Source organism: Azospirillum sp. TSO5, assembly GCF_003116065.1.
Taxonomy (GTDB): domain Bacteria; phylum Pseudomonadota; class Alphaproteobacteria; order Azospirillales; family Azospirillaceae; genus Azospirillum.
The window spans coordinates 20732-41727 of sequence record NZ_LGQY01000049.1 but is presented as its reverse complement, the minus strand read 5'-3'; the positions used below and the strand labels follow the sequence as shown (position 1 = coordinate 41727).

The window sequence follows — 20996 nt, the reverse complement described above, 5'->3', positions numbered from 1 at the left end:
GTCCGGGCACAGATGGTTCGGCGGGCGCCTTTCGGGAACAGGAGACGACCATGCATAAGAACTGGCCGCAGATGACCGGCGAGCTGTCCGGCGCCATTCGTGAACTGCGCGGCGGTGCGCCCGACGTCATGAAGGCCTTTTCCGGAATGGCCCAGGCGGCGCTGAAGGCAAATGCGCTCGACACCAAGACCAAGGAACTGATCGCGCTCGCCATCGCGGTGGCGATCCGCTGCGACGGCTGTGTCGCGTTCCATGCCGAAGCGGCGATGAAGCAGGGGGCGAGCCGCGACGAGGTGATGGAGACGATGGGGATGGCGGTCTATATGGGCGCCGGGCCGTCGGTGATGTATGCCGCCCAGGCGGTCGAGGCGTTCGACCAGTTCGCCGAAAAGGTGGCCGGCTGATCGGAAGACTTGGTCCGGCCGGAAAGCGCGATCCCAAGTGAGGGGATCGGGTGGTGCGGGCGGTCGGACTCGAACCGACACTCCTTGCGGAACCGGATTTTGAGTCCGGCGCGTCTACCAATTTCACCACGCCCGCAGCGACGCCTCTTCTAACGCAACAGTCCGGAAACGGAAAGTGCAAAAGAACGGGGGCGTCCGGGCATCTCCGTCCGGACATCGCCAGGCGTCGGGGACGCCGCCGCGGTGCCGCTTATTCCCCGCACCGGCCGTGGCCCCTGCCATGCCGTCGCAGGGGCGGCGCGGGCATCGCGGACGGCTGGCCGAACGGCCCAGTACGCGCTACCTTGTCGGCCATGACGACCAAGCCCCTCATGTCCCGTGTCTTCGACGATCCCCGCGTGGCCGCCCTGTTGCTGGCGCTGGCCAGCGCCGGGGTGCTGCTGTCGGCCCTGTTCTTCCAGTTCGTGCTGGATTACCAACCCTGCGTGCTGTGCATCCTGCAGCGCTGGCCCTATGTGGCGGTGATGGTGCTGGGGCTGGTGACCTGGCTGTTCCGCCGCTGGAAGGGGCTGGGCGACGCGCTGCTGGTGGTGAGCGGGCTGGCCCTGCTGGCCGGCGCCGGCATCGCCGCCTATCATGTCGGGGTGGAGCAGCATTGGTGGGCCGGCACCTCGTCCTGCGGCGGGTCGGCGCCTGCCAATTCGCTGGAGGCGTTGCGCGCCCAGGTGTTGGCCGCCCCGGTCACCCGCTGTGACGAAGTGGCGTGGTCGCTGTTCGGGATCTCAATGGCGGGCTACAACGTGGTGATCTCGCTGGCGCTGGCGGCCTACGCCTTCGTCGCGGCGCGCATCGCCTACACCCGCACCCCGGTGTCGAGGACCGCATTGTGAGTGAAACGACGTCTGCCTCCGCTGTTTCCCGCCCCGATACAAGTCGCGGTTCGTTGCCCGGTTCGATGCCCGGCGATTTGCCGCGGCGCGAGCGGCTGGCCCGCATCGTCCGGGTCGACCATGCCGGCGAGTACGGCGCCAAGCGCATCTATGAGGGCCAGATCGCCGTCATGGGCAAGGGGCGCCACGGCAAGACCCTGCGCCACATGGCGGAGCAGGAGCTGGTCCATCTGGAATATTTCGAAAAGCAGCTGAACCGGCGCCGGGTGCGGCCGACCCTGCTGCAGCCCCTGTGGCACGTCACCGGCTTCCTGCTGGGCGCCGGCACCGCGATCCTGGGCGAACGCGCGGCGATGGCCTGCACCGTCGCGGTGGAAGAGGTGATCGAGGAGCATTACGAGGCGCAACTGAAGCATCTCGGCCCCGAGGAGCAGGAGCTGACCGACAGCATCCGCAAGTTCCAGGCGGAAGAGGTCGAGCACCGCGACATCGGGCTGCAGAACGAGGCGGAGCGCGCGGCGGGCTATCCGATCCTGTCGGCGGCGATCAAGGCCGGCACCCGGGCGGTGATCTGGGTGGCCGAGCGAGTATAACCGGCGGGCGTAACGGGCGGGTGCAGGGGGCGACAGCGTCCCCCCCATCCGCACCGTGCTACATCGGGTCCAGTTCCGAGTCCCAGTAAAGAAAATCCCGCCAACTTTCATGGAGGAAGTTTGGCGGGAAGGCGCGTCCGTTCTCTTGCAGCTCATACGCACTGGGCTGGAAGGGCGGACTGAGGGGGATCATGCCGCAGACGTGGGGAAGGCGGTCGCCCTTCGCCAGATTGCAGGCCGAACAGGATGTGATGACGTTTTCCCACGTCGTCCGACCGCCGCGCGACCGCGGGATCACATGGTCGAAGGTCAGATCGTGGGTGGGGAAGGGGCGGCCGCAATACTGGCAGGTGAAGCGGTCGCGCAGGAAGACGTTGAAGCGGGTGAAGGCCGGGCGGCGCGTGGCCGGAATGAACTCTTTCAGCGAGATGACGCTGGGCAACCGGACTTCGAAACTTGGGGATCGGACGACCCGGTCATAGTGCGATACGATGTTGACCCGTTCGAGAAAGACCGCCTTGACCGCTTCCTGCCAGGACCATAGCGACAAGGGGAAGTAACTGAGCGGGCGGAAATCCGCGTTCAGCACCAGAGCCGGACAGTGATCGGGTGGTGGAGCCAATGGCCACTCCCTTATCTGAAACCGTTGTCTGACGTGTCTGGATCCCGGCACGCGACACTGGTGCGGCTTGTGCGCGGGGTCGTCTCTGCTCCGCCCCGGCGGCCGGATGGCGATCCGGGACAACCAGATACATAGTGGATCAGGGGGCCGGACTCAACATCTTGACCCGGTGCGGCCGAATTTCTTCACCGATGTGTAACCTTTTTTGCGCTGTGGACATGCCCGGAAAGGCGGCGGAGCGCCATCCGGACCTTCGCGCGGGGGCTGTGACATCGACAATGACATCGGCAGAAAGTCCGGCCGCCTCCCTTGTGCGCTTACCCCTCGTTAACCATGACGGCGCCATGGTGGGTCTCGTTGATCCAAGCCGATCCCGCCGGTCCGAACCGGCCGGAAGCGACCCCGAGGAAAGTCCGCCATGACCGCCGTCATCATCGACCTCGCCCAGAAGCGCCGTGAACGCGAGGAGCGTGAGCGCCAGATCCGCATCGACGCGTTCGATCGCGAGCTGCGCCGCCGTCTGGCGCTGTATCTGGAAGGCGAAGAGATCCCGGTCGAGCCGATCCGCGACAATCCTTATATTTGATCTGGCCTTACATCTAAGTCCGAGCGATCCATCACATCCCGCGCCCGGTCCGGCGCGCGATCCGCTATAAAGCGGGGATGAGCGATCTCGTCACCCGCTTCGCCCCCAGCCCCACCGGGCATCTGCATCTGGGCCATGCCCATTCCGCGCTGTTCGGCTGGACCACCGCCCGCAGCGCCCCCCGCAGTGCCGCCGCACGCTTCCTGTTGCGGATCGAGGACATCGATCCCAACCGCTGCCGCCCCGAGTACGAGCGCGACCTGATCGAGGATCTGGCGTGGCTCGGTCTCGACTGGGACGGCCCGGTCCGGCGCCAGTCCGACCATTTCGACGATTTCCGCGCGGCGCTGGCCCGGCTCGAGTCGCGGGGCGTGCTCTATCCCTGTTTCTGCACCCGCAAGGACATCGCCGCCGAGATCGCGCGGGCCGGTGCGGCGCCTCATGGACCGGATGGGCCGCTTTATCCCGGCACCTGCCGGCATCGCTCCGCCGACGAGCGGGCGGAGCGAATCGGCCGTGGTGACAGTTGGGCGCTGCGACTCGACGTGGAGGCTGCCCGCCGGCTGGCCGGGCCGCTGCGCTGGCACGACCGGGCGCGGGGCTGGCAGGAGGCGACGCCGGAACTGCTGGGCGACGTGGTGCTGGCGCGCAAGGACACGCCGACCAGCTATCACCTCAGCGTCACCGTCGACGACCATCTGCAGGGGGTGACGCTGGTCACCCGCGGCGAGGACCTGTTCTTCGCCACCCACCTGCACCGGCTGCTGCAGGCGCTTCTGGGCTACGATCCGCCGGACTATCACCATCACGGCCTGCTGCGGAACGCGGCGGGCGAGCGGCTGGCCAAGCGCGACCGCGCCCAGTCCCTGCGCTCGCTCCGCGACGAGGGCCGCAGCCCGGCCGAGGTGCGGGCGCTGGCCGGGTTTGCGGATTAGATTTGAAAGCCAGTGCTCAGCCCATCTGGGCCACCGGCAGGGCGGGGGAGCGGACGGCCTGCCGGGTGGTGTGGTGCAGGGCCTCCGACGTCAGGCTTTCCTTGCCCAGCAGGGCTTCGGCCGCCAGCCGTCCGGAGATGACGCAGGCCTCGACGCCGGGACCGGGGAAGACGCCGGCGCCGGTCAGGCACAGGCCGGGGATCGGGCTGCGGCGGGTCAGCCGTTGCTGGTAGGGGGCGATGCCGTAGATGCTACCGGCGCTGGTGTGGGCATAGCGGGCGAAGGTGGCGGCGCTGGCCTCCTGCCGGGTGGTGATGTGGCGTTCAAGATCGGGGATCAGGCGGGCGGCGGCAGCGACCATCGCATCGCCCTCCGCCCGCTTGCGCGCCTTGTAGGCGGGATCGGCGCGGTTCCAGCCGGCATCGGCCGGGGCCAGCCGCAGCAGGGTCACCGCGGCATGGCCGGCGGGGGCGAGGCTGCGGTCGTGGAGGGAGGGGACGGCGATGGCCATGCCGAAACCGGCCTCATCGGACGGCAGGAAGGTCATCGCCGGCAGGTCGGGGACGATGTCCAGCCCCAGCGTGACCATGAAGGCCGAGGTCGAAGGACGCAGCGCCGCGCAACGGGCGGCGTAGGCGGCCGGGAGATGCTCCGCCCCCACCAGTTCCAGCATGGTCCGCCGTACGTCCGCGTTGGAGATCACGGCGGGGGCGCGGATGACGCGGCCGTCGGCGGTCTCGACACCGGCGGCGCGGCCGTTCTCGATCAGAATGCGGCTGACGGGGGTGCGCAGGCGGACTTCGCCGCCGTCGGCGCGGATCGATTGGGCCAGCGCATCGGCCAGCGCCTGCGACCCACCGGCGGGATAGCGGCCGCCGGAGAACCAGTACCCGAAGATCGGCGCCATCTGGCCGGCGGTCAGCAGGTCCGCCCGGTCGCTGAGATAGCCGGTCAGCACGGTCAGCAGACGCTGGCCAGCGCGGTCGGGGATGTAATGGTCCAGCATCTCCTGGAAGGGGCGGCCCATCCAGCGGAAGGCATGAGGGCAGTCGATGGCGTAGCGGCGCATCGTCGCCACCGAGTCGGGGATGTTGGGCAGGCCGCGCTCGGCGCAGCCGCGGAACATCTCGTCATAGATTGCCCGCATTTCCGTCAGGAAGGCGGCGGCGCCGGCGGCGCTGGGCGGGTGGTCGGCGGCGATCTGGGTTGCCAGTCCGTCGGAATCACTGGCCAGTTGGAGCAACCTGCCGTTCATCACCACGCCCCGGTTCACCGGTTGCCAGTCCACCCGGTTCTGGACGCCGAGCGTGCGCAGCAGATGATCGACCGGGCCGCCGGGCTGGGCGCCGCTGATGTCGTGGACACCGGCATCGAAGACGTAGCGGAACGGCTCGGCACCCGGTTCGCCGCGGTTGCGCGCCTTGACCGTCCAACTGGTGCAGAAGCCGCCGGGGCGGTCATGCGCCTCCAGAACCGTGACCCTCGCGCCGGCCCGCGCCAGCAGCGCCGCCGCCGTCAGCCCGCCGATGCCGGACCCGACCACCACCACGTCGCGCTCGTTTGGAGCGGAGCGCTTGCGGTTCAGGATCGCCGGGGCCGGCCAGGGGTGCGGGTCGGACTCGGCCAGCCTGCGGCGCATCCCCATGGTGACGAGCCAGTTCGGCAGCAGCCGGCTGGCGACCATGCCCAGTGCGCTGGCACCGATGGAGACCGGAGCCTCCCAGCCGGGCAGAGCGGCGAAGCCGAGGCCGCCGACCAGGAACAGCACGCCCCAGACCGTCGTCATCAGCCGGTTGACGGCGACGAACTGCGGCAGGTGCCAATACTCGCGCGGCCAGTCGTCGCGGGCATATTGCAGGGTGAAGGGGCTGCCGATGGCGATGCTGCCGAAGGCCATGGCCGACAGCGCGAGATGGATCGCGAAGCCGAGATTGTGCACCGGCCAGTCCAAGCCCAACGGTGCGCAGAGCGGCAAGGCGGCGAAGAAGGCGGCGGCGACCAGCTCCGGCGCCTTGTAGGAGCCGCGCAGCTTGTCGAGAACGCAGAGGGCGAGGCTGGCCGCCAGTGCCGCGAGCGAGGCTGGCAACAGCCCGGCAAGCGGCAGGACGGCGCCGAACAGCAGCCAGGGGGAGAAGCCCAGCAGGATGCGGATGACGATGGGGAGTTTGGCGGGCTTGCGCATCGGGAGGGTGCCTTCGCGGGTGTTGTGTTGCGAAGGACCATCGTCGGCAGGCAGGTGTACGTGCCAGCGCGGGTGCGTGGGAGGTGGGCGTGGCTTCGTAAACTGCGGCGTACGGCGGTTCGCGATGCGTGAAGTGCGGGGGGGCGTACGTGGTGTGTACGTGTGCCCCCTCCCTCCCACGGCTTCGCCGCAGGTCCCTCCCTCCCCCGCCTTCGGCAGTGAGGGTAAGATTGCGGCAGTCCCCTCTCCCACCGAAGGTGGGGGAGGGTTAGGGAGGGGGCCGCGTGGCCGGAGCTACAACGGCCGCCGTGCCTTCAATGCCGCCGTCAGCGTGCCGTCGTCGAGATAGTCCAACTCGCCACCGACCGGAACGCCGTGGGCGAGGCGGGAGACCGAGACGTCGGAGTCGGTCAGGCGGTCGGTCACCACATGGGCGGTGGTCTGGCCGTCGACGGTGGCGTTGAGTGCCAGGATGATCTCGTGCACCGCCGGGTCCTTGGCGCGTTCGGCGAGGCCGGCAATGTTCAGGTCGTCAGGGCCGACACCCTGCAGGGCCGACAGCAGACCGCCCAGCACATGGTAGGTGCCGCGGAAGGCCCGGGTGCGTTCCAATGCCCACAGGTCGCCGGCATCCTCCACCACGCAGATGACCGAACGGTCGCGGGTGGGGTCGGAGCAGACGGTGCAGGGATCGCGGCTGTCCAGGTTGCCGCAGATGGAGCAGGCGCGGATCGATTCGCCGGCCGCCGCCATCGCTTCCGACAGGGGAACCAGCAGGCTGTCCCGCCGCTTCATCAGATGCAGTGCCGCCCGCCGTGCCGACCGGGGACCGAGTCCCGGCAGCTTGGACAGCAACTGGATCAGGCGTTCGATTTCAGGTCCGATCATCGATGTGCAAATCCGCCTCTCCCCTCCGGGGAGAGGGGACTTTCACAGATACCGTAGGATCAGAACGGCAGCTTCATGCCGGGCGGGAGCTTCAGTCCGCCCATCATCTTCGAGGTTTCCTCGGCGACGTGCTGTTCGACCTTCTTCTTGGCGTCGTTGAAGGCGGCGACGATCAGGTCCTCCAGCACCTCGACGTCCTCGGGATCGACGACGGACTTGTCGAGCTTGACCTTCTTCATCTCGCTCTTGCCGTTGACGGTCACGACGACCATGCCGGCGGCGCTCTGGCCGGTCACTTCGACCTGCTCCAGGCTCGCCTGCATTTCCTGCATCTTGGCCTGCATCTGCTGGGCCTGCTTCATCATGTTGCCGATATTCTTCATCGGTCAGTACTCTCCTTCGTCGTCGAGGGGGTAATAGACCCCATCGTCCTGCTGCTGAACCATGAAATCGGGTGTCTCGCCGTCATCCGCAACCGCCGCGCTCTCCGCCGCGGCAACTTCGGCGAGGTCGCGGACGTCGATGATCTTTGCGCCGCTGAAGGCGTCGAGCACGGCACGCACCACCGGGTTTGTTTCGGCCTCCGACCAGGCGCGGCGCTTCTCGGCCTTGTCCTGCTCCGCCAGCGTCGGCTGGGCCGGGCCTTCGGACAGGGCGACGATCCAGCGATGGCCGGTCCATTCGGTCAGGAATTGCCCGACCTTGGCCGGCAGCGTCGGCGGAGCGGCGGGACGGAGCTTCAGCTCCAGCCGGCCCGGCTCCATGCGGACCAGTTGAACCGTCTCCATCATATAGCCGTAGAGCGCGCCCTCGCGCCGGTCGGAGAACAGCTGCACCAGCGCACGGAAGTCGTGCGGCATCGGCGACAGCTCTTCGCCGGCCGCAATGGGGGCTGGGGCGGGGGCCGGGGCGGGGGCCGCCTGCGCCACGGGAGCGCTCTGCGGCTGGGCCGAACCCATGGAACGGGCAACCGCGTGGGTGGACTGGCTGGCGACCGCGACCGGTCCGCCTCCACCGCCGGGGCCGCGGCCCATCGGCACGCCGCCACTGCCGCCATTGGCCTGTTGGGCCTGGAACTGGCGGATCAACTCGCCCGGAGTCGGCAGGTCGGCGGCGTAGGACAGGCGGACGATCACCATCTCCAGCGCCTGCTGCGGCACCGGGGCGGCCTGCACCTCGTTCAGCCCCTTCAACAGAAGCTGCCACGCGCGGGTCAGCGCCGGCATGCCGAGCTTGGTCGACAGGGCGGATCCGCGTGTGCGCTCCGCCTCCGGCAGGGACGGGTCGTTGGCGCTGTCAGGCACCACCTTCAGGCGGGTCAGATTGTGGACGAGGTCGAGCAGGTCCTGCAGGATCACCACCGGATCGGCGCCAACGCGGTGCAGGTCGGCCAGGATGTCCATCGCCTCGGCCGGACGGGCGGAGACGGCGGCCTCGAACAGGTCGATGACGCGGGTGCGGTCGGCCAGACCCAGCATGTCGCGCACCTGCTGCGCGGTGACGGTGCCGGCGGCCAGCGCGATGGCCTGATCGAGCAGCGACAGGCCGTCGCGCACCGAACCGTCGGCAGCCCGCGCGATCAGGGCGGCGGCGTCGCCCTCGATGTCGGCGCCCTCAAGGGCGGTGATGCGGGTGAAATGCTCCTTCAACACCTGGGCGTCGACGCGGCGCAGGTCGAAGCGCTGGCAGCGCGACAGCACCGTGACCGGGACCTTGCGGATCTCGGTGGTGGCGAAGACGAACTTCACATGGCTCGGCGGTTCCTCAAGCGTCTTCAGGAGCGCGTTGAACGCGCTCTTCGACAGCATGTGGACCTCGTCGATGATGTAGAGCTTGTAGCGGGCCGAGACGGGCGAGTAGCGCACGCCGTCGATGATCTCGCGGATGTCGTCGACGCCGGTGTGGCTGGCGGCGTCCATCTCCATCACGTCGACGTGGCGGTCCTCGGCGATCGCGCGGCAATTGTCGCAGACGCCGCAGGGGCTGACCGTCGGCCCGCCGGTGCCATCCGGGCCGGTGCAGTTCAGCGCGCGGGCGATGATGCGGGCGGTGGTGGTCTTGCCGACGCCGCGCACGCCGGTCAGCATGAAGGCCTGGGCGATGCGGCCGGACTGGATGGCGTTGGTCAGGGTGCGGACCAGCGCGTCCTGCCCGATCAGCTCGTCGAAGGTCTTTGGCCGGTATTTGCGCGCGAGCACCCGGTAAGCCTGCCCGGTGGCGGGGGAGGCGGGAGCGGCGGTGATTTCGGCGGCAGAAACGGCAGTGGTATCGGTCACGCGGCTGGCCTGTCGAAACGACGGGAGGGGAATTTCGGGCCGCAGGATAGCGTCCCGGCGCCGCGCTGTCGCCGTCTGTTTCGTGCTGGCAATTTTCGGATAGGGTGGGAGACTGGACGAACGACCCGAGCCGTAACTCGTTGCGGCTGCTTCCTTCCGGACCTGACCGGGTTGGCGAGGGACTCGTCCGACGCCAGTCTCCCGCCGCTTTTATGACCATTCGTGCAGGCGGATGCAAGGGGAAACGGTTGGTGTGCGGGGGTCGTTACGCAGTCCGCAACGGACTATTGACGATTATTTTTTAGACTATAAATTATGGTCCGGAATATAATTGGTCCTAATGAGGCCGCCCGTGCTGTCCGCCCCCACCTCCGCAGCTGCGCAGAAGTTCCTGTTCCACCGGCCGAAGCTGGCGGCGTCGCTGGCCGACATCGTGACCGGGGACGCGCCGATCGGGGCGGAGCCGACGCTGTGTCTGGCGGCGCCGCGGCGCACCGGGAAGAGCACCTTCCTGCGCCATGACCTGGGGCCGGAACTGGAGAACCGCGGGATTCTGGCGGTCTATGTCGATCTATGGTCGGACATGGCGGCCGACCCGGCGCATCTGATCGCGGAAGCGTTGAAGGCCGAGCTTCGCCGGGCCGACAGTCTGCCGGTGAAGGCGGCACGGGCAGTCGGACTCAGCAAATTCGGCATGGGCGGCGTTTCGGTCGATATCGACCGGATCGGACAGGCGCAGGGGACCACGCTGGCCGACGCGCTGGAAGCCCTGCTGGAACGCACGCACAAGCGCATCGCCCTGCTGGTGGATGAAGCGCAGCACGCCCTGACGACAGAGGCCGGGCTGAACGCCATGTTCGCGCTGAAGGCGGCGCGCGACCGGCTGAACACCCGGGACGATGCCCGCGACGGGCCGAACCTGATGATCGTGCTGACCGGATCTCACCGCGACAAGCTGAGCCGGCTGGTGCTGAACCGCGACCAGCCCTTTTTCGGGACGAGCGTGCGCAGTTTTCCGCTGCTCGACCGCACCTATACCGATGCCTATACGGCCTGGATCAACAACCGGCTGGCCGAGGGCAACCGGTTCGATGCGGACGATGTCTTCGCGGCTTTCGACGCGGTGGGACGGCAGCCGGAAAAGCTGATGAGGATTCTATCGGATGCGGCGCTGCTGGTCGGCGATGCCGGCGATCTGAAGCGGGCGCTGGCGGATGGCGCGACCGAGCTTCGCCAGCGAGTGTGGGACGAATACGAGAGCGCGTGGTCGGGGCTGTCGCCGTTACAGCAGGCGGTGGTCGAGCGGCTGGCGGTGGAGGGGCCGCAATCCGCCCCCTTTTCCGCCCCGGCGCTGCAGGCCTATGCCGACGTGATCGGCGAAGCGGTGGAGCCGCCAGCCGTGCAGGCGGCCATCGAGGCGCTGCGGCAGAAGAACATCCTGTGGCGGTCAGCGCGCGGGCAGTATGCGCTGGACGACCAGGGGATGGCGGAGTGGCGGAAGCTGCGGTCCAACGGGGCTGGACAGGGGTGACAAAACAAAAAGGCTCCGGGCCGAAACCCGGAGCCTTTTTCGTTCGCGATCCCGTGTAACCGCTTACTTCTTCAGCGCCGCCACACCCGGCAGCTCCTTGCCTTCCAACCATTCCAGGAAGGCGCCGCCAGCGGCGGACACGTAGGTGAACTTGTCCTCGACCCCGGCATGGGCCATCGCCGCCACGGTGTCGCCGCCGCCGGCGACCGACAGCAGGCCGCCCGATTCGGTGCGGGCGGCGACCAGACCGGCAACAGCGTTGGTGCCGGCGTCGAAGGGCTGGATCTCGAAGGCGCCGAGCGGGCCGTTCCAGACGACGGTCTTGGCGCCCTGCAGCTTCACGCCCAGGAACTCGACGGTGGCCGGGCCGATGTCCAGCGCCATCTCGTCAGCGCCGATGGCGTCGAAGGCGACGACGCGGTTGGCGGCGCCGGCCTTGAACTCCTTGGCGACGACGAAGTCCTTCGGCAGCAGGATCTCGCAGTTGGCTTCCTTGGCGGTCGCCATGATGGCGCGGGCCTGATCGGCCATGTCCTTCTCGCACAGCGAGGCGCCGACGTCGGTGCCCTGGGCGAACAGGAAGGTGTTGGCCATGCCGCCGCCCAGCACCAGCAGGTCCACCTTGCGGACCATGTTGCCGAGCAGCTCCAGCTTGGTCGAGATCTTCGCACCGCCGACGACGGCGGCCACGGGGCGCTCCGGCTTCTCCAGCGCGAGCGTCAGGGCCTTCAGCTCCGCTTCCATCAGGCGGCCGGCGGCGCTGGGCAGCAGGCGGGCGACACCCTCGGTCGAGGCATGGGCACGGTGGGCGGCGGAGAAGGCGTCGTTGACGTAGAGGTCGCCCAGTTCGGCCATCTGCTTGGCGAAGGCCGGATCGTTCTTTTCCTCTTCGGCGTGGAAGCGGGTGTTCTCCAGCAGCACGATGGCGCCGTCATGCACCTTGGCGATGGCCTCCTTGGCCTTCTCGCCGACGCAATCCTCGGCGAAGGCGACCTTCTGGCCGACGGCGGCGCTGAGCGCGTCCAGCACGTTGCGCAGGGAGTTCTTGGCGTCCGGGCCGTTCTTCGGGCGACCGAAATGCGACAGGACCACGACCTTGGCGCCCTTGGAGGACAGCTCCTTCAGGGTGGGGGCGAGGCGGTCGATGCGGGTGGTGTCGGACACCTTGCCGTCCTGCATCGGAACGTTCAGGTCGGCGCGGACCAGCACCGTCTTGCCGCTCACCTCAAGGTCGTCGATCGTGTTGAAATCGGTCATCGTCACACTTCCCCAGATTATGGCCCTTCCCCATCGGGACAGGCCGTTTCGATTTGGGGGAACCCAACCACAGCCCTGCACGCTTTGCAACGCCCCAGGGGTGGGGGAAAATGGGGCATAATGACCCTGCATCATCCTGGCTAAAGCCTTGGTCTGAAGCTCTGTTCCGATCGAGGATGCGCCGCCTGCGGAAGCCGCAGCCGCGGGATCCTGCAACATTTCCGTAACTTGACCCTGTCCATAGGCTGTGCAAACACCCAACTGTAGGCCAATGGGCCGCAAAACGGGGGTTGAAGCGCAGGCGATGGCTGAGGCCGAGATCAACCGCGAGACGGAACTGAAGCTGGCGGCGAAGCCGGAAGACTTCGACAGGCTGCGCGCCGCTTCCGCCATCGCAGACCGGGCCACCGGCCCGGCGGCGACACGGACCCTGGAAAGCACCTATTACGACACCGAGGACCGCCGGCTCGCCGCGCGGAAGGTGACGCTGCGGGTGCGCAAGACCGGCGACGGCTTCGTCCAGACGGTCAAGTCCGCACCGGACGAGGACGGGCTGGGGCGCGGCGAGTGGGAATGCGCGGTGACCTCCGCCGCACCCGACCTGACGCTGATCGCCGACGGCGCCGCCATCGAGCTGCTGGGGTCGCTCAGCGACAGGGAGCTGCGGCCGGTCTTCACCTCCATCGTCGAACGGACCACGCAGGATGTGACGCTGGGCGACGGCGACGACTCGACCCTGATCGAGGTTGCCTTCGACCGCGGCCGGATCGAACTGCCCGACGGGCAATCCCGTGACCTGTGCGAGGTCGAACTCGAACTGAAAAGCGGCACGCCCGCCGCCCTCTACGATCTGGCGCAGGAGCTGGCCAAGTCCGCCCCGCTGCGGCTGGAGATGCGGACCAAGGCGGAACGCGGCCATGCGCTGGCCAACGGCGGCGCCGACAAGGCGCTGAAGGCGGAAAAGCTGCTGCTCGACCCCGAGACGACGGTGGAGGGGGCGGTCGCCCGCATCGTCCGCGCCTGCCTCGCCCACATGGTGGCGAACGAGGCGGTGACGCTGGCCGGTGAGGACCCGGAGGGCGTGCACCAGATGCGCGTCGCGCTGCGCCGGCTGCGTTCGGCCACCGCGCTGTTCCGGCCCTTCATTCCGGCCGCGCAATATCTCTGGCTGGTCGGCGAGATCAAGTGGCTGGCCGGCAGCCTGGGGCCGGCGCGCGACTGGGACGTGTTCGGCGAGGAACTGCTGGCCCCGGTGCGCGACGCCTTCCACAAGGCCGACGGGCATGGCCGCTCGGCGGTCGAGGATCTCGACACGCTGGCGGCGGCGGCCGAGGCCAAGCGGCTGCGCGCCTATGAGGGCGTGCGCGAGGCGATCCGCTCGGAGCGCTACACCGCCTTCCTGCTGGGCGTCGGCAGCTGGGTGGAGAAGCGCGGCTGGCGCGACCAGCCGGTCAGCGAGGAGTCGGTGCGGCTGTTCCAGCCGGTGATCGGGCTGGCCGACCATCTGCTGAACAAGCGCCACAAGAAGGCCAAGCGGGCCGGCCACGGCTTCGCCCATCTGCCGGTGGCCCAGCGCCACCAGCTGCGCATTGCCCTGAAGAAGCTGCGCTATGCGGTGGAGTTCTTCCGCAGCCTGTATGACGACAAACCGGTGCGCCGCTACATCCAGCAGCTTGCCGCCCTGCAGGATGCGCTGGGGCATCTGAACGACGTGGCGACGGCGACGCGGCTTCTGCACGAGCTGCACGACGACGGCAGCCGGTCAGCCCCCGGCGAGCCGCGCGCCGCCGGCATCGTCATCGGCTGGCACGCCCGCGGGGTGGCCGACACCGAGGCGGCGCTGGTCGCCCTGTGGCATGATTTCATCGACACCAAGCATTTCTGGTCGAAGCCGGACGCCGCGGTGTAGAGTCCACGGCCATGCTCACGATCCTCGTCGCCAACATCAAGGGCGGCTGCGGCAAGACGACCGTCGCCACCCACCTCGCCGCCGCGTCCGCCGTGGCGGGCCTGCCCACCGTGCTGGCCGACGTCGACCGTCAGCGCTCCTCGCTCGGCTGGCTGGAGCGCCGGCCGGAGAAGGCGCCGCTGCTGGTCGGGCTCGATTGGGCCAAGGACTTCACCGACACGCCGCGCGGGACCAAGCGGCTGGTCATCGACGCGCCCGCCGCGCTGAAGACCAAGCAGATCGAGGATCTGGTGAAGATGGCCGACGTCGTCGTGCTGCCGGTGCTGCCCGGCGCCTTCGACGAGCAGGCGACCCAGCGCTTCCTCACCAAGCTGGACGAGTTGAAGCGGATCGCCAAGAAGAAGACCATTGTGGCGGTGGTCGGCAACCGCATGCGCGCCCGCACCAAGGCCGCCGACCGGCTCGACCGCTTCCTGGGCGGCGTCGGCCATCAGGTGGTGACCCGGCTGCGCGACAGCCAGATCTATGCCGATGCGGCCGAAAGCGGCCTCAGCCTGTTCGACATGCCGGGCAAGCGCGCCGCCGAACATCGCGGCGACTGGCAGCCGCTGCTGAGCTACATCGACGGGGTTTGAAGCGGGGCGGGTTCCCCCCCTACACCCGCACCACCATGAACAGCCACTTGGTCGGGATCAGCGCGTTGCCGCTGGAATGCTCGGGATAGGCGACCTCCAGCCGGCGGCGGTAGGCGGCGAGGAAGCGGTCGAGTTCAGGGCCGGTCAGGCGGTCCATCACCGGGACCAGCGCCGACTGATGCAGCCATTGCAGAAGCGGCACGTCGCCGTCCAGTGCGTGGAAATACTCGGTCTCCCACAGATCGATGGCGGTGGCCTGGGGGCTCAGCCAGTCATAGTAATCCTGCGGGCCATAGCTGCGGCCGCCGCTTGGCTGGGCGGCGGGCCAGGCGCCGTGCAGCCGGTCGGACCAGGGGCCGTCGGCGGCGGTTTCCAGCAGCAGGCGGTGGGCGGTCTGGTCCTGCGGGCGGGGCAGGGCGACGGCGAGGACCCCGCCGGGGCCGAGCGCTTGCAGCAGGTCGGGGAACAGCCGCTCGTGCCCGGCGACATGCTGCAATCCGCTGGCGGAGATGACGAGATCCGCGGGCCAGTGCGGGCGCCAGACGGTCAGGTCGGCCTGCTGGTAGCGCACGCGCGACGGTGTGTCGGCGGCCCAGCGCAGCATCGCCGGGGAGTGGTCGACCGCCAGCACCTCGGCCAGCGGCCAGCGCGCCGCCAGCAGCCGGGACAGCTGACCGGCGCCGCAGCCGAGATCGACGATGGTGTTCGGCGCCAGGGAGAAGGGAAGCGCCGCCGTCAGGTCCATGACGGGACGACGGCGCAGGACGTCAATCGTCGCGAAGGCGTTGGGGTCCCATGCCATGTTCAGAGCCATGTGGCACCCGCTTGTGTTGGGCGCCTGCCCCCCCCGGGTATTTCACCCGGCCATCGCGTTACCGGTCGCTTGTGCGGACGGTCAGTGGGCGGAGCCCGTGCGGTCGAAATAGCGGCCGATCGACGCGAAGATGAAGAGCACGCAGCCGAGGAAAACGATCAGACCGCCGGCCGCGAAGGCTTCGTCCGCCGCGCGCGAGGAGGCGAGCAGGCCGACGAAGGCCATGATGCCGGCGAGGATGGGGTTGATCCAGAAGGAGAAGGCTTTCACGTCCCGGGGTCCTTTCAGAACAAGGCGTTGTCAGGGTGGGTGCGCCCGCATCCCGCCCCGCCGGGCTGCCCGCGAACGCTTCGCTGTTGAAGGAATTCTGCGGGAGGGAGCCCGCGGAATCAATGCGACACAAACGACTTGTGCCCTGCAACAGCTACAGGACCGGTGTCCTCGTTGCATTGCGGTATGTCAAGGGCGAAGGCCGTTCCTTCGGCGCCGCTCTCCACCAGCCTGAGATCGCCGCCATGGGCGCGCAGCACCTCGCGCGCGATGGCGAGGCCGAGGCCGATCCCGCCGGCCCGCGCCGATCCGGCGAAGGGCTGGAACAGGTTTTCCCGCGCCCGCGGGGCGAGGCCGGGGCCGTTGTCGGCGATGGTCAGGGTCAGCGCGCCCGCGCGCCCGGCCTGGGCGGAGAGACGCACCCGGTCGGCGCCGGCCTGCACCGCGTTGCGGCCGAGATTGACCAGGGCGCGGCCGAGTTGGGCGGCATCGACCTGGGCCAGGGTGCCGGCGGGGATGTCGTTGATCCACGCCGCCTCCACCCGGCTGCCGTCGGGGCGGGCGGTGGCGAGCACCTCGGCCCCCGCCTCCTCGGCCAGCCGGTGCAGATCGGTGGGCGCAGGGGTGAGCGGCAGGACGCCGTCGCGGGTGAAGGACAGGGTCTGGCTGCACAGTTCCACCGCGCGGTCGAGCGAGGCGACCAGCCGCGGCGTCACCCGTCGCACCTCCGGATCGGCGCTCTCGGTCAGCCGCTCCGACAGGAGGGAGGCGGTGGAGAGGATGCCGCGCAGGTCGTGGTTGATCTTCGCCACCGCGGTGCCAAGCGTGGCGAGCCGCTCGCGCTGGCGCAGCGCCGCGCGCACCGTGCCCTGCATGGCGGCAAGCTCGCGCTCCGCCACGCCGATCTCGTCGCTGCGGCTGCCGGGCACCAGCGGCGGGGCGCCGTCGGGATCGCGGCGGAAGGCGACGACCTCCGCGGTCAGCCGGCGCATCGGCCGCACCAGCAGGGCATGCAGCGTGAGATAGACCAGGATCGCCGCGATCAGCGAGATGGCGACCGACACCGCCAGGATGCGGCGGGAGAAGTCCAGCATGGCGTCGATCAGCGGCCGTTCGTCCATCGTCACCTCGACCCGCTGGGCCGGGTCGTTGGGCGAGCGGTCGATCACCCGGATCACGCGGTCGCGCTGCGGTTCAAAGAGGCCCTCCAAGGCGAGCCACAGGGCGTTGCCGGCATCGACGAACTGCATGCCCATCCCGGTGCCGCGCAGGTCGTACACCGCATCGACCCGCGGCGGCATCGGGCTGGACAGCATGTAGACGCGGGCGCCGGGCTGGATCAGGTCGATGACGTGGGTGCCGGTGTAGGCCAGCAGCTTCGCCTGAAGTTCCTTGGTCACCATCAGGTCGGGGGCGGCCTCCACCGACAAGGCCGCGATGTGGGCGGCGGCCAGCCGCTCCTCCAGATAGCTCATGCGGAAGCGGGCGATGGAGGGGGCGTAGATCAGCACCTCCGCCAGCAGCACGAACAGGATGGTGAGCAGCAGAAGCTTGGCCGACAGGCTGGTCGCGACGGTGGGGCGGGGCATGCGGGGGACCAGCGGGGATGGGAGGGGTGTTGCCGGAACGCCATCCTACGACGGTGACAAACGAGCGTCACCCCTGCGAAGACGCCGATGCGCTGGCATTACCGCTTTGGCGTTGGTAAGACAGGCGCCATGAGCGACCTTGCCCGTCACATCGACACCCTGTCGCGCGCCAACGTACTGTGCCTTGGCGACGTGATGCTCGACCGTTTCGTCTATGGTTCGGTGGACCGGGTATCGCCGGAGGCGCCGATCCCCGTCCTGCGCGTGGACCGCGACGTGCCCAAGCTGGGCGGCGCCGGCAATGTCGCCGCCAATCTGGTGGCGCTGGAGGCGGACTGCCGCTTCGTCTCGGTGGTGGGGCGCGACGGCATCGGCAGCGATCTGCTGGCCCTGCTGCGGCGCGAGGGCGTCAGCGACGGCGCCATCGTGATGGAGGATGGGCGCCAGACCACGGTCAAGACCCGCTTCATCGCCGGCCAGCAGCAGCTTCTGCGCACCGACATCGAGACGGTGGTGCCGATCACCGTCGCCGACCGCGTGCTGGAGCGCGTGCGCGACCTGCTGCCCGAGGTGGGCGGCGTCATCCTGTCCGATTACGGCAAGGGCGTGCTGACCGACGAGCTGGTGGTGGCGGTGATCGCCGCCGCGCGGGAGGCAGGGCGCACCGTCGTGGTGGACCCGAAGGGGCGCGACTACCGCCGCTATCGCGGCGCCGACATCGTCACGCCCAACCGCAAGGAGCTGATGGAGGCCACCGGCCTGCCGGCCCGCACGGACGAGGAGGTGATCGCCGCCGCGCGTCACCTGATCGCCACCTGCGGCATCGGCGCCGTCGTCGCTACCCGCAGTGAACAGGGCATGTCGGTGGTGACGGCCGAGGACGCGGTGCATCTGCCGGCCGAGGCGCGGGAGGTGTTCGACGTGTCGGGCGCCGGCGACACGGTGGTGGCGACGCTGACCGCCGCACTGTCGGTCGGGATCGATCTGGTCGATTCGGCGCGGCTGGCCAACCTGGCCGCCGGCATCGTGGTGGGCAAGGTCGGCACGGCGGTGGTCCGTTCGGCCGAGCTGCTGTCCGGCCTGCACGAGCAGCAATGGCGCCATGGCGAGGAAAAGGTGCTGACCCGCGACGCCGCGGCGGAACGGGCGGAGCGCTGGCGGCTGCGCGGCAAGCGGGTGGGCTTCACCAACGGCTGCTTCGACCTGCTGCACCCCGGCCACATCTCGCTGCTGAAACAGGCCCGCGCGGCCTGCGACGTGCTGGTGGTCGGGCTGAACAGCGATGCGTCGGTGAAGCGGCTGAAGGGCGACAGCCGCCCGGTGCAGAACGAGACGGCGCGCGCCACCGTGCTGGCGTCGCTGGGCTGCGTCGATCTGGTGGTGATCTTCGGCGAGGATACGCCGGAAATGCTGATCCACGCCCTGCGCCCCGACGTGCTGGTGAAGGGAGCCGACTACACCATCGCCACGGTGGTGGGGGCGGATTTCGTCCAGAGTTATGGCGGGAAAGTGGTGCTGGCCGAGCTGGTCCAGGGCCAGAGCACGACCAACACCATCAAGCGCATGAAGGGCTGAGACAATCGCACGTGCATCGGCGGCGAGTGTCGATTGTCGCTTGTAAGCTGCCGATGCATGCCCCATCTGTGGGTGGTCGACGTTGCTCTGGGCTTTGTTATTCTGATCCGTCACGCGGATCTGGGTCTCTTCCCCGAAGTGAAATTGATGCGCCTGCGCAAACTCGCGCGGCGCAACGCCAGGAAGGGAACTGACCCATGGCTATCGGAACCGTCAAGTTTTTCAACTCCACCAAGGGCTTCGGCTTCATTCAGCCGGAAGACGGCACGGCCGACGTGTTCGTCCACATTTCCGCCGTCGAGCGCGCCGGGATCAGCAATCTCGGTGAAGGCCAGAAGCTGTCCTTCGACGCGATCCGCGATCCGCGCCGCGGCAAGGTTGCGGCCGAGAACCTCCGCGCTCTCTGAGCGCAGCAGGTTCGAAGAGAAAGGGCGGCTCCGGCCGCCTTTTTTTGTACCCGCCCCCTCGGTTGAAAATGCCCGGCCCGACCGGCCCCCTGATCTTCCCGAAGATGATCTTCCCGAGGGTACGGCGAAATTCACGAAATGGATGGACATGAACGGCTTTAAGAATGCAGGGCTTTCGGAGCGTCTGAGCGCGGCCGCCGGCGCGAAGAAGGCACTGCTGGACAAGTTCAAGGCGCAACCCGGTGTGAACGATCCGGTCTTCCTGGAGCGCGAAGAGGCCCGGCGGGCCGTCCGCGTCGCCCGTGAGGCCCGCGAGGCCGAACGCAATGCGGCGCGCGAAGCCCGCAAGGCCGCCGAACAGGAAGCGCTGCAGGCGGAACAGGCCGAGCGGGCCGCCCGCGAAGCGCTGGCCGCCCAGGAGATCGCCGAACAGGCCAAGCGCCAAGTGGCGACGGCAGCCGAGGCGAAAGCCGCCCGCGACGCCCGTTATGCGGCGCGCAAGGCGCGGAGCCGCTGACCCGCATCGCGGGATGCCGGAGTCGACGTGACGCGCCGCTCCGGCCATCAAACCAAAAAAGCCATGGAGCCTGATGCGTTCGATCCGAACCGCATCAGGCTCCATGGCTTTTTTGTTGGTGGCTGTCTTGTCGTCGGCCTTGGAAGGATGGATTTCCAAGGCCGTGCCGACTGCGGACTTACATCTTCTTCTGGACGTTGTCGGCGCCCCGCTCGATGGCGCGGCCACCGGCCTGCACGTCCTGGCCGGCGCCTTCCATGGTGTTGCAGGCGGCCAGCGTGGTGCCCAGCAGCGTGCCCAGGACGGCGAGCAGAGCGAACTTCTTGACGGTGGTCATGGTGGTCTCCGTTGCGGTGGCTGTGTGATGCCGATGGGAACGCAAGCGGGGCTGTAAAGGTTTCCGAATTCGAAAGGGGAGGGGGCTTGCGCAAAGGTGGTGCCCTTCGCTTCCGCCATGGGATGAATTACATTGGGGCTGTTGCCGAACGTCCCGTCCGGATCGGAGACCGTCATGCCGCTCGCCCGTCGCTTCACCCCGCTGACGACCGTCGATGAATTCCTGGCGATGGAGTTCCGGGATGATGCCCGGTATGAACTCGTCGATGGCGAGATCGTCGGGCAGGCACATCCGAGCCCCGCACACAGCACTTTGCAGATCGCTTTGGGTGCCGCGTTGCGCGATGCCCTGCGGGAGAAGGGCAAGCGTGACGGAAGCCGTTGCCGCGCTTTGTCGGAAGCCGGTGTCCGACCGCATTTCGACCCGACGCACAATTACCGCGTCGCCGATCTCGCCGTGACCTGCGAGCCGTTCGATCCGGAGATTCCCTACACCACCGCTCCGGTGCTGCTGGTGGAGATCCTGTCGCCGACCGAGGAGAAGGCGCAACGGGCCAAGCTGCACGCCTATGCCGCCATGCCGTCGGTGCGGGAGATCCTGTTCCTCGACTCCCGGACCATCCGGGCGGAACTGCACCGCCGCGATTCGGACAACCTCTGGCCCGCCGCGCCCGAGGTGCTGGAGGAGGACGGGCGGCTGGTGCTGGAAACCGCCGGCCTCGACATGCCGCTGGCGGAGCTGTACCGCGACCTCGGGTTCTGACCTCCTTCATTGGGCAA

Annotated in this window: 22 protein-coding genes, 1 tRNA gene and 1 other RNA gene; 12 read left to right on the top strand and 12 right to left on the bottom strand. The window is 68.6% G+C overall.

Features of this window, described 5'->3' with window-relative positions:
- Positions 1-50 precede the first annotated feature (50 nt).
- The gene (locus TSO5_RS14555; protein WP_109152239.1) at positions 51-404 is read left to right on the top strand and encodes a carboxymuconolactone decarboxylase family protein; all 354 of its coding nucleotides are present in this window, start codon (positions 51-53) and stop codon (positions 402-404) included.
- A gap of 51 nt (positions 405-455) precedes the next feature.
- On the opposite strand, the gene TSO5_RS14550 is transcribed toward TSO5_RS14555, so the two are convergent.
- A tRNA-Leu gene (locus TSO5_RS14550) sits at positions 456-540 on the bottom strand.
- A 235-nt stretch (positions 541-775) separates the two neighbouring features.
- On the opposite strand from TSO5_RS14550, the gene TSO5_RS14545 reads away from it, so the two are divergent.
- Entirely contained in the window at positions 776-1294 is a 519-nt protein-coding gene (locus TSO5_RS14545) for a disulfide bond formation protein B (RefSeq protein ID WP_109152255.1), read from the top strand.
- Between the two features lie 65 nt (positions 1295-1359).
- Positions 1360-1887, top strand: coding sequence for a demethoxyubiquinone hydroxylase family protein (locus TSO5_RS14540; protein WP_109152238.1), 528 nt, complete (start codon positions 1360-1362; stop codon positions 1885-1887).
- A gap of 58 nt (positions 1888-1945) precedes the next feature.
- Here TSO5_RS14540 and TSO5_RS14535 read toward each other — a convergent pair whose 3' ends face one another.
- Entirely contained in the window at positions 1946-2509 is a 564-nt protein-coding gene (locus TSO5_RS14535) for an HNH endonuclease (RefSeq protein ID WP_042688610.1), read from the bottom strand.
- A 418-nt stretch (positions 2510-2927) separates the two neighbouring features.
- On the opposite strand from TSO5_RS14535, the gene TSO5_RS32935 reads away from it, so the two are divergent.
- Complete coding sequence (locus TSO5_RS32935; protein ID WP_014248815.1) at positions 2928-3095, top strand: hypothetical protein; 168 nt, start codon at positions 2928-2930, stop codon at positions 3093-3095.
- A 77-nt stretch (positions 3096-3172) separates the two neighbouring features.
- On the top strand, positions 3173-4030 hold the full coding sequence (gene gluQRS / locus TSO5_RS14530; protein WP_109152237.1) for a tRNA glutamyl-Q(34) synthetase GluQRS: 858 nt from the start codon (positions 3173-3175) through the stop codon (positions 4028-4030).
- Positions 4031-4046: 16 nt separating this feature from the next.
- Here the strand turns inward: gluQRS and TSO5_RS14525 are convergent, their stop codons facing one another.
- The 5 genes from TSO5_RS14525 to ffs form a co-directional block, all read right to left on the bottom strand.
- On the bottom strand, positions 4047-6212 hold the full coding sequence (locus TSO5_RS14525) for an NAD(P)/FAD-dependent oxidoreductase (RefSeq protein ID WP_109152236.1): 2166 nt from the start codon (positions 6210-6212) through the stop codon (positions 4047-4049).
- Positions 6213-6506: 294 nt separating this feature from the next.
- Positions 6507-7100 (bottom strand): recombination mediator RecR, encoded by a 594-nt coding sequence (gene recR / locus TSO5_RS14520; protein WP_109152235.1) that lies wholly within the window; start codon positions 7098-7100, stop codon positions 6507-6509.
- A gap of 59 nt (positions 7101-7159) precedes the next feature.
- Complete coding sequence (locus tag TSO5_RS14515) at positions 7160-7483, bottom strand: YbaB/EbfC family nucleoid-associated protein (protein ID WP_085090301.1); 324 nt, start codon at positions 7481-7483, stop codon at positions 7160-7162.
- Positions 7484-7486: 3 nt separating this feature from the next.
- The gene (locus tag TSO5_RS14510) at positions 7487-9376 is read right to left on the bottom strand and encodes a DNA polymerase III subunit gamma/tau (protein ID WP_109152234.1); all 1890 of its coding nucleotides are present in this window, start codon (positions 9374-9376) and stop codon (positions 7487-7489) included.
- Between the two features lie 104 nt (positions 9377-9480).
- Positions 9481-9578, bottom strand: an RNA gene (ffs, locus tag TSO5_RS14505) — signal recognition particle sRNA small type.
- Between the two features lie 150 nt (positions 9579-9728).
- Between ffs and TSO5_RS14500 the strand changes: the two genes are divergently transcribed.
- Positions 9729-10907 (top strand): AAA family ATPase, encoded by a 1179-nt coding sequence (locus TSO5_RS14500; protein WP_146203735.1) that lies wholly within the window; start codon positions 9729-9731, stop codon positions 10905-10907.
- A 63-nt stretch (positions 10908-10970) separates the two neighbouring features.
- Here the strand turns inward: TSO5_RS14500 and TSO5_RS14495 are convergent, their stop codons facing one another.
- On the bottom strand, positions 10971-12164 hold the full coding sequence (locus tag TSO5_RS14495) for a phosphoglycerate kinase (protein WP_109152232.1): 1194 nt from the start codon (positions 12162-12164) through the stop codon (positions 10971-10973).
- Between the two features lie 304 nt (positions 12165-12468).
- On the opposite strand from TSO5_RS14495, the gene TSO5_RS14490 reads away from it, so the two are divergent.
- Both TSO5_RS14490 and TSO5_RS14485 read left to right on the top strand, forming a co-directional pair.
- A complete protein-coding gene (locus TSO5_RS14490) occupies positions 12469-14073 on the top strand; it encodes a CYTH and CHAD domain-containing protein (RefSeq protein WP_109152231.1) in 1605 nt (534 codons plus the stop codon).
- An 11-nt stretch (positions 14074-14084) separates the two neighbouring features.
- Positions 14085-14708, top strand: a complete 624-nt coding sequence (locus tag TSO5_RS14485) for a ParA family protein (protein ID WP_109152230.1) — start codon at positions 14085-14087, stop codon at positions 14706-14708.
- Positions 14709-14727: 19 nt separating this feature from the next.
- Here TSO5_RS14485 and TSO5_RS14480 read toward each other — a convergent pair whose 3' ends face one another.
- From TSO5_RS14480 to TSO5_RS14470, 3 genes are all read right to left on the bottom strand, one after another.
- The gene (locus TSO5_RS14480) at positions 14728-15522 is read right to left on the bottom strand and encodes a methyltransferase domain-containing protein (protein WP_247870760.1); all 795 of its coding nucleotides are present in this window, start codon (positions 15520-15522) and stop codon (positions 14728-14730) included.
- A gap of 81 nt (positions 15523-15603) precedes the next feature.
- Complete coding sequence (locus TSO5_RS14475; RefSeq protein ID WP_109152229.1) at positions 15604-15792, bottom strand: hypothetical protein; 189 nt, start codon at positions 15790-15792, stop codon at positions 15604-15606.
- A 119-nt stretch (positions 15793-15911) separates the two neighbouring features.
- On the bottom strand, positions 15912-17381 hold the full coding sequence (locus TSO5_RS14470; RefSeq protein ID WP_109152228.1) for a HAMP domain-containing sensor histidine kinase: 1470 nt from the start codon (positions 17379-17381) through the stop codon (positions 15912-15914).
- 129 nt (positions 17382-17510) lie between these two features.
- Here TSO5_RS14470 and rfaE1 point away from each other — a divergent pair, with 129 nt between their 5' ends.
- The 3 genes from rfaE1 (at position 17511) to TSO5_RS14450 (ending at position 19880) form a co-directional block, all read left to right on the top strand.
- On the top strand, positions 17511-18956 hold the full coding sequence (gene rfaE1 / locus TSO5_RS14460) for a D-glycero-beta-D-manno-heptose-7-phosphate kinase (protein ID WP_109152252.1): 1446 nt from the start codon (positions 17511-17513) through the stop codon (positions 18954-18956).
- A 197-nt stretch (positions 18957-19153) separates the two neighbouring features.
- Positions 19154-19363, top strand: a complete 210-nt coding sequence (locus TSO5_RS14455; protein WP_109052004.1) for a cold-shock protein — start codon at positions 19154-19156, stop codon at positions 19361-19363.
- A 148-nt stretch (positions 19364-19511) separates the two neighbouring features.
- Positions 19512-19880: a DUF6481 family protein gene (locus TSO5_RS14450; protein ID WP_109152251.1), complete on the top strand. Its 369-nt coding sequence runs from the start codon at positions 19512-19514 to the stop codon at positions 19878-19880.
- Positions 19881-20058: 178 nt separating this feature from the next.
- Here the strand turns inward: TSO5_RS14450 and TSO5_RS14445 are convergent, their stop codons facing one another.
- Positions 20059-20217, bottom strand: a complete 159-nt coding sequence (locus TSO5_RS14445) for an entericidin A/B family lipoprotein (RefSeq protein ID WP_014248797.1) — start codon at positions 20215-20217, stop codon at positions 20059-20061.
- Positions 20218-20391: 174 nt separating this feature from the next.
- Between TSO5_RS14445 and TSO5_RS14440 the strand changes: the two genes are divergently transcribed.
- A complete protein-coding gene (locus TSO5_RS14440; protein ID WP_146203734.1) occupies positions 20392-20979 on the top strand; it encodes a Uma2 family endonuclease in 588 nt (195 codons plus the stop codon).
- Positions 20980-20996 lie beyond the last annotated feature (17 nt).

Bases quoted from the DNA above. Each gene is read 5' to 3' on its own strand.
- TSO5_RS14555 (WP_109152239.1), top strand. From the start codon at position 51: ATGCATAAGAACTGGCCGCAGATGACCGGCGAGCTGTCCGGCGCCATT.
- TSO5_RS14545 (WP_109152255.1), top strand. From the start codon at position 776: ATGTCCCGTGTCTTCGACGATCCCCGCGTGGCCGCCCTGTTGCTGGCG.
- TSO5_RS14540 (WP_109152238.1), top strand. From the start codon at position 1,360: ATGCCCGGCGATTTGCCGCGGCGCGAGCGGCTGGCCCGCATCGTCCGG.
- TSO5_RS32935 (WP_014248815.1), top strand. From the start codon at position 2,928: ATGACCGCCGTCATCATCGACCTCGCCCAGAAGCGCCGTGAACGCGAG.
- gluQRS (WP_109152237.1), top strand. From the start codon at position 3,173: ATGAGCGATCTCGTCACCCGCTTCGCCCCCAGCCCCACCGGGCATCTG.
- TSO5_RS14525 (WP_109152236.1), bottom strand. From the start codon at position 6,212: ATGCGCAAGCCCGCCAAACTCCCCATCGTCATCCGCATCCTGCTGGGC.
- recR (WP_109152235.1), bottom strand. From the start codon at position 7,100: ATGATCGGACCTGAAATCGAACGCCTGATCCAGTTGCTGTCCAAGCTG.
- TSO5_RS14515 (WP_085090301.1), bottom strand. From the start codon at position 7,483: ATGAAGAATATCGGCAACATGATGAAGCAGGCCCAGCAGATGCAGGCC.
- TSO5_RS14495 (WP_109152232.1), bottom strand. From the start codon at position 12,164: ATGACCGATTTCAACACGATCGACGACCTTGAGGTGAGCGGCAAGACG.
- TSO5_RS14490 (WP_109152231.1), top strand. From the start codon at position 12,469: ATGGCTGAGGCCGAGATCAACCGCGAGACGGAACTGAAGCTGGCGGCG.
- TSO5_RS14485 (WP_109152230.1), top strand. From the start codon at position 14,085: ATGCTCACGATCCTCGTCGCCAACATCAAGGGCGGCTGCGGCAAGACG.
- TSO5_RS14480 (WP_247870760.1), bottom strand. From the start codon at position 15,522: ATGGCTCTGAACATGGCATGGGACCCCAACGCCTTCGCGACGATTGAC.
- TSO5_RS14470 (WP_109152228.1), bottom strand. From the start codon at position 17,381: ATGCCCCGCCCCACCGTCGCGACCAGCCTGTCGGCCAAGCTTCTGCTG.
- rfaE1 (WP_109152252.1), top strand. From the start codon at position 17,511: ATGAGCGACCTTGCCCGTCACATCGACACCCTGTCGCGCGCCAACGTA.
- TSO5_RS14455 (WP_109052004.1), top strand. From the start codon at position 19,154: ATGGCTATCGGAACCGTCAAGTTTTTCAACTCCACCAAGGGCTTCGGC.
- TSO5_RS14450 (WP_109152251.1), top strand. From the start codon at position 19,512: ATGAACGGCTTTAAGAATGCAGGGCTTTCGGAGCGTCTGAGCGCGGCC.
- TSO5_RS14445 (WP_014248797.1), bottom strand. From the start codon at position 20,217: ATGACCACCGTCAAGAAGTTCGCTCTGCTCGCCGTCCTGGGCACGCTG.
- TSO5_RS14440 (WP_146203734.1), top strand. From the start codon at position 20,392: ATGCCGCTCGCCCGTCGCTTCACCCCGCTGACGACCGTCGATGAATTC.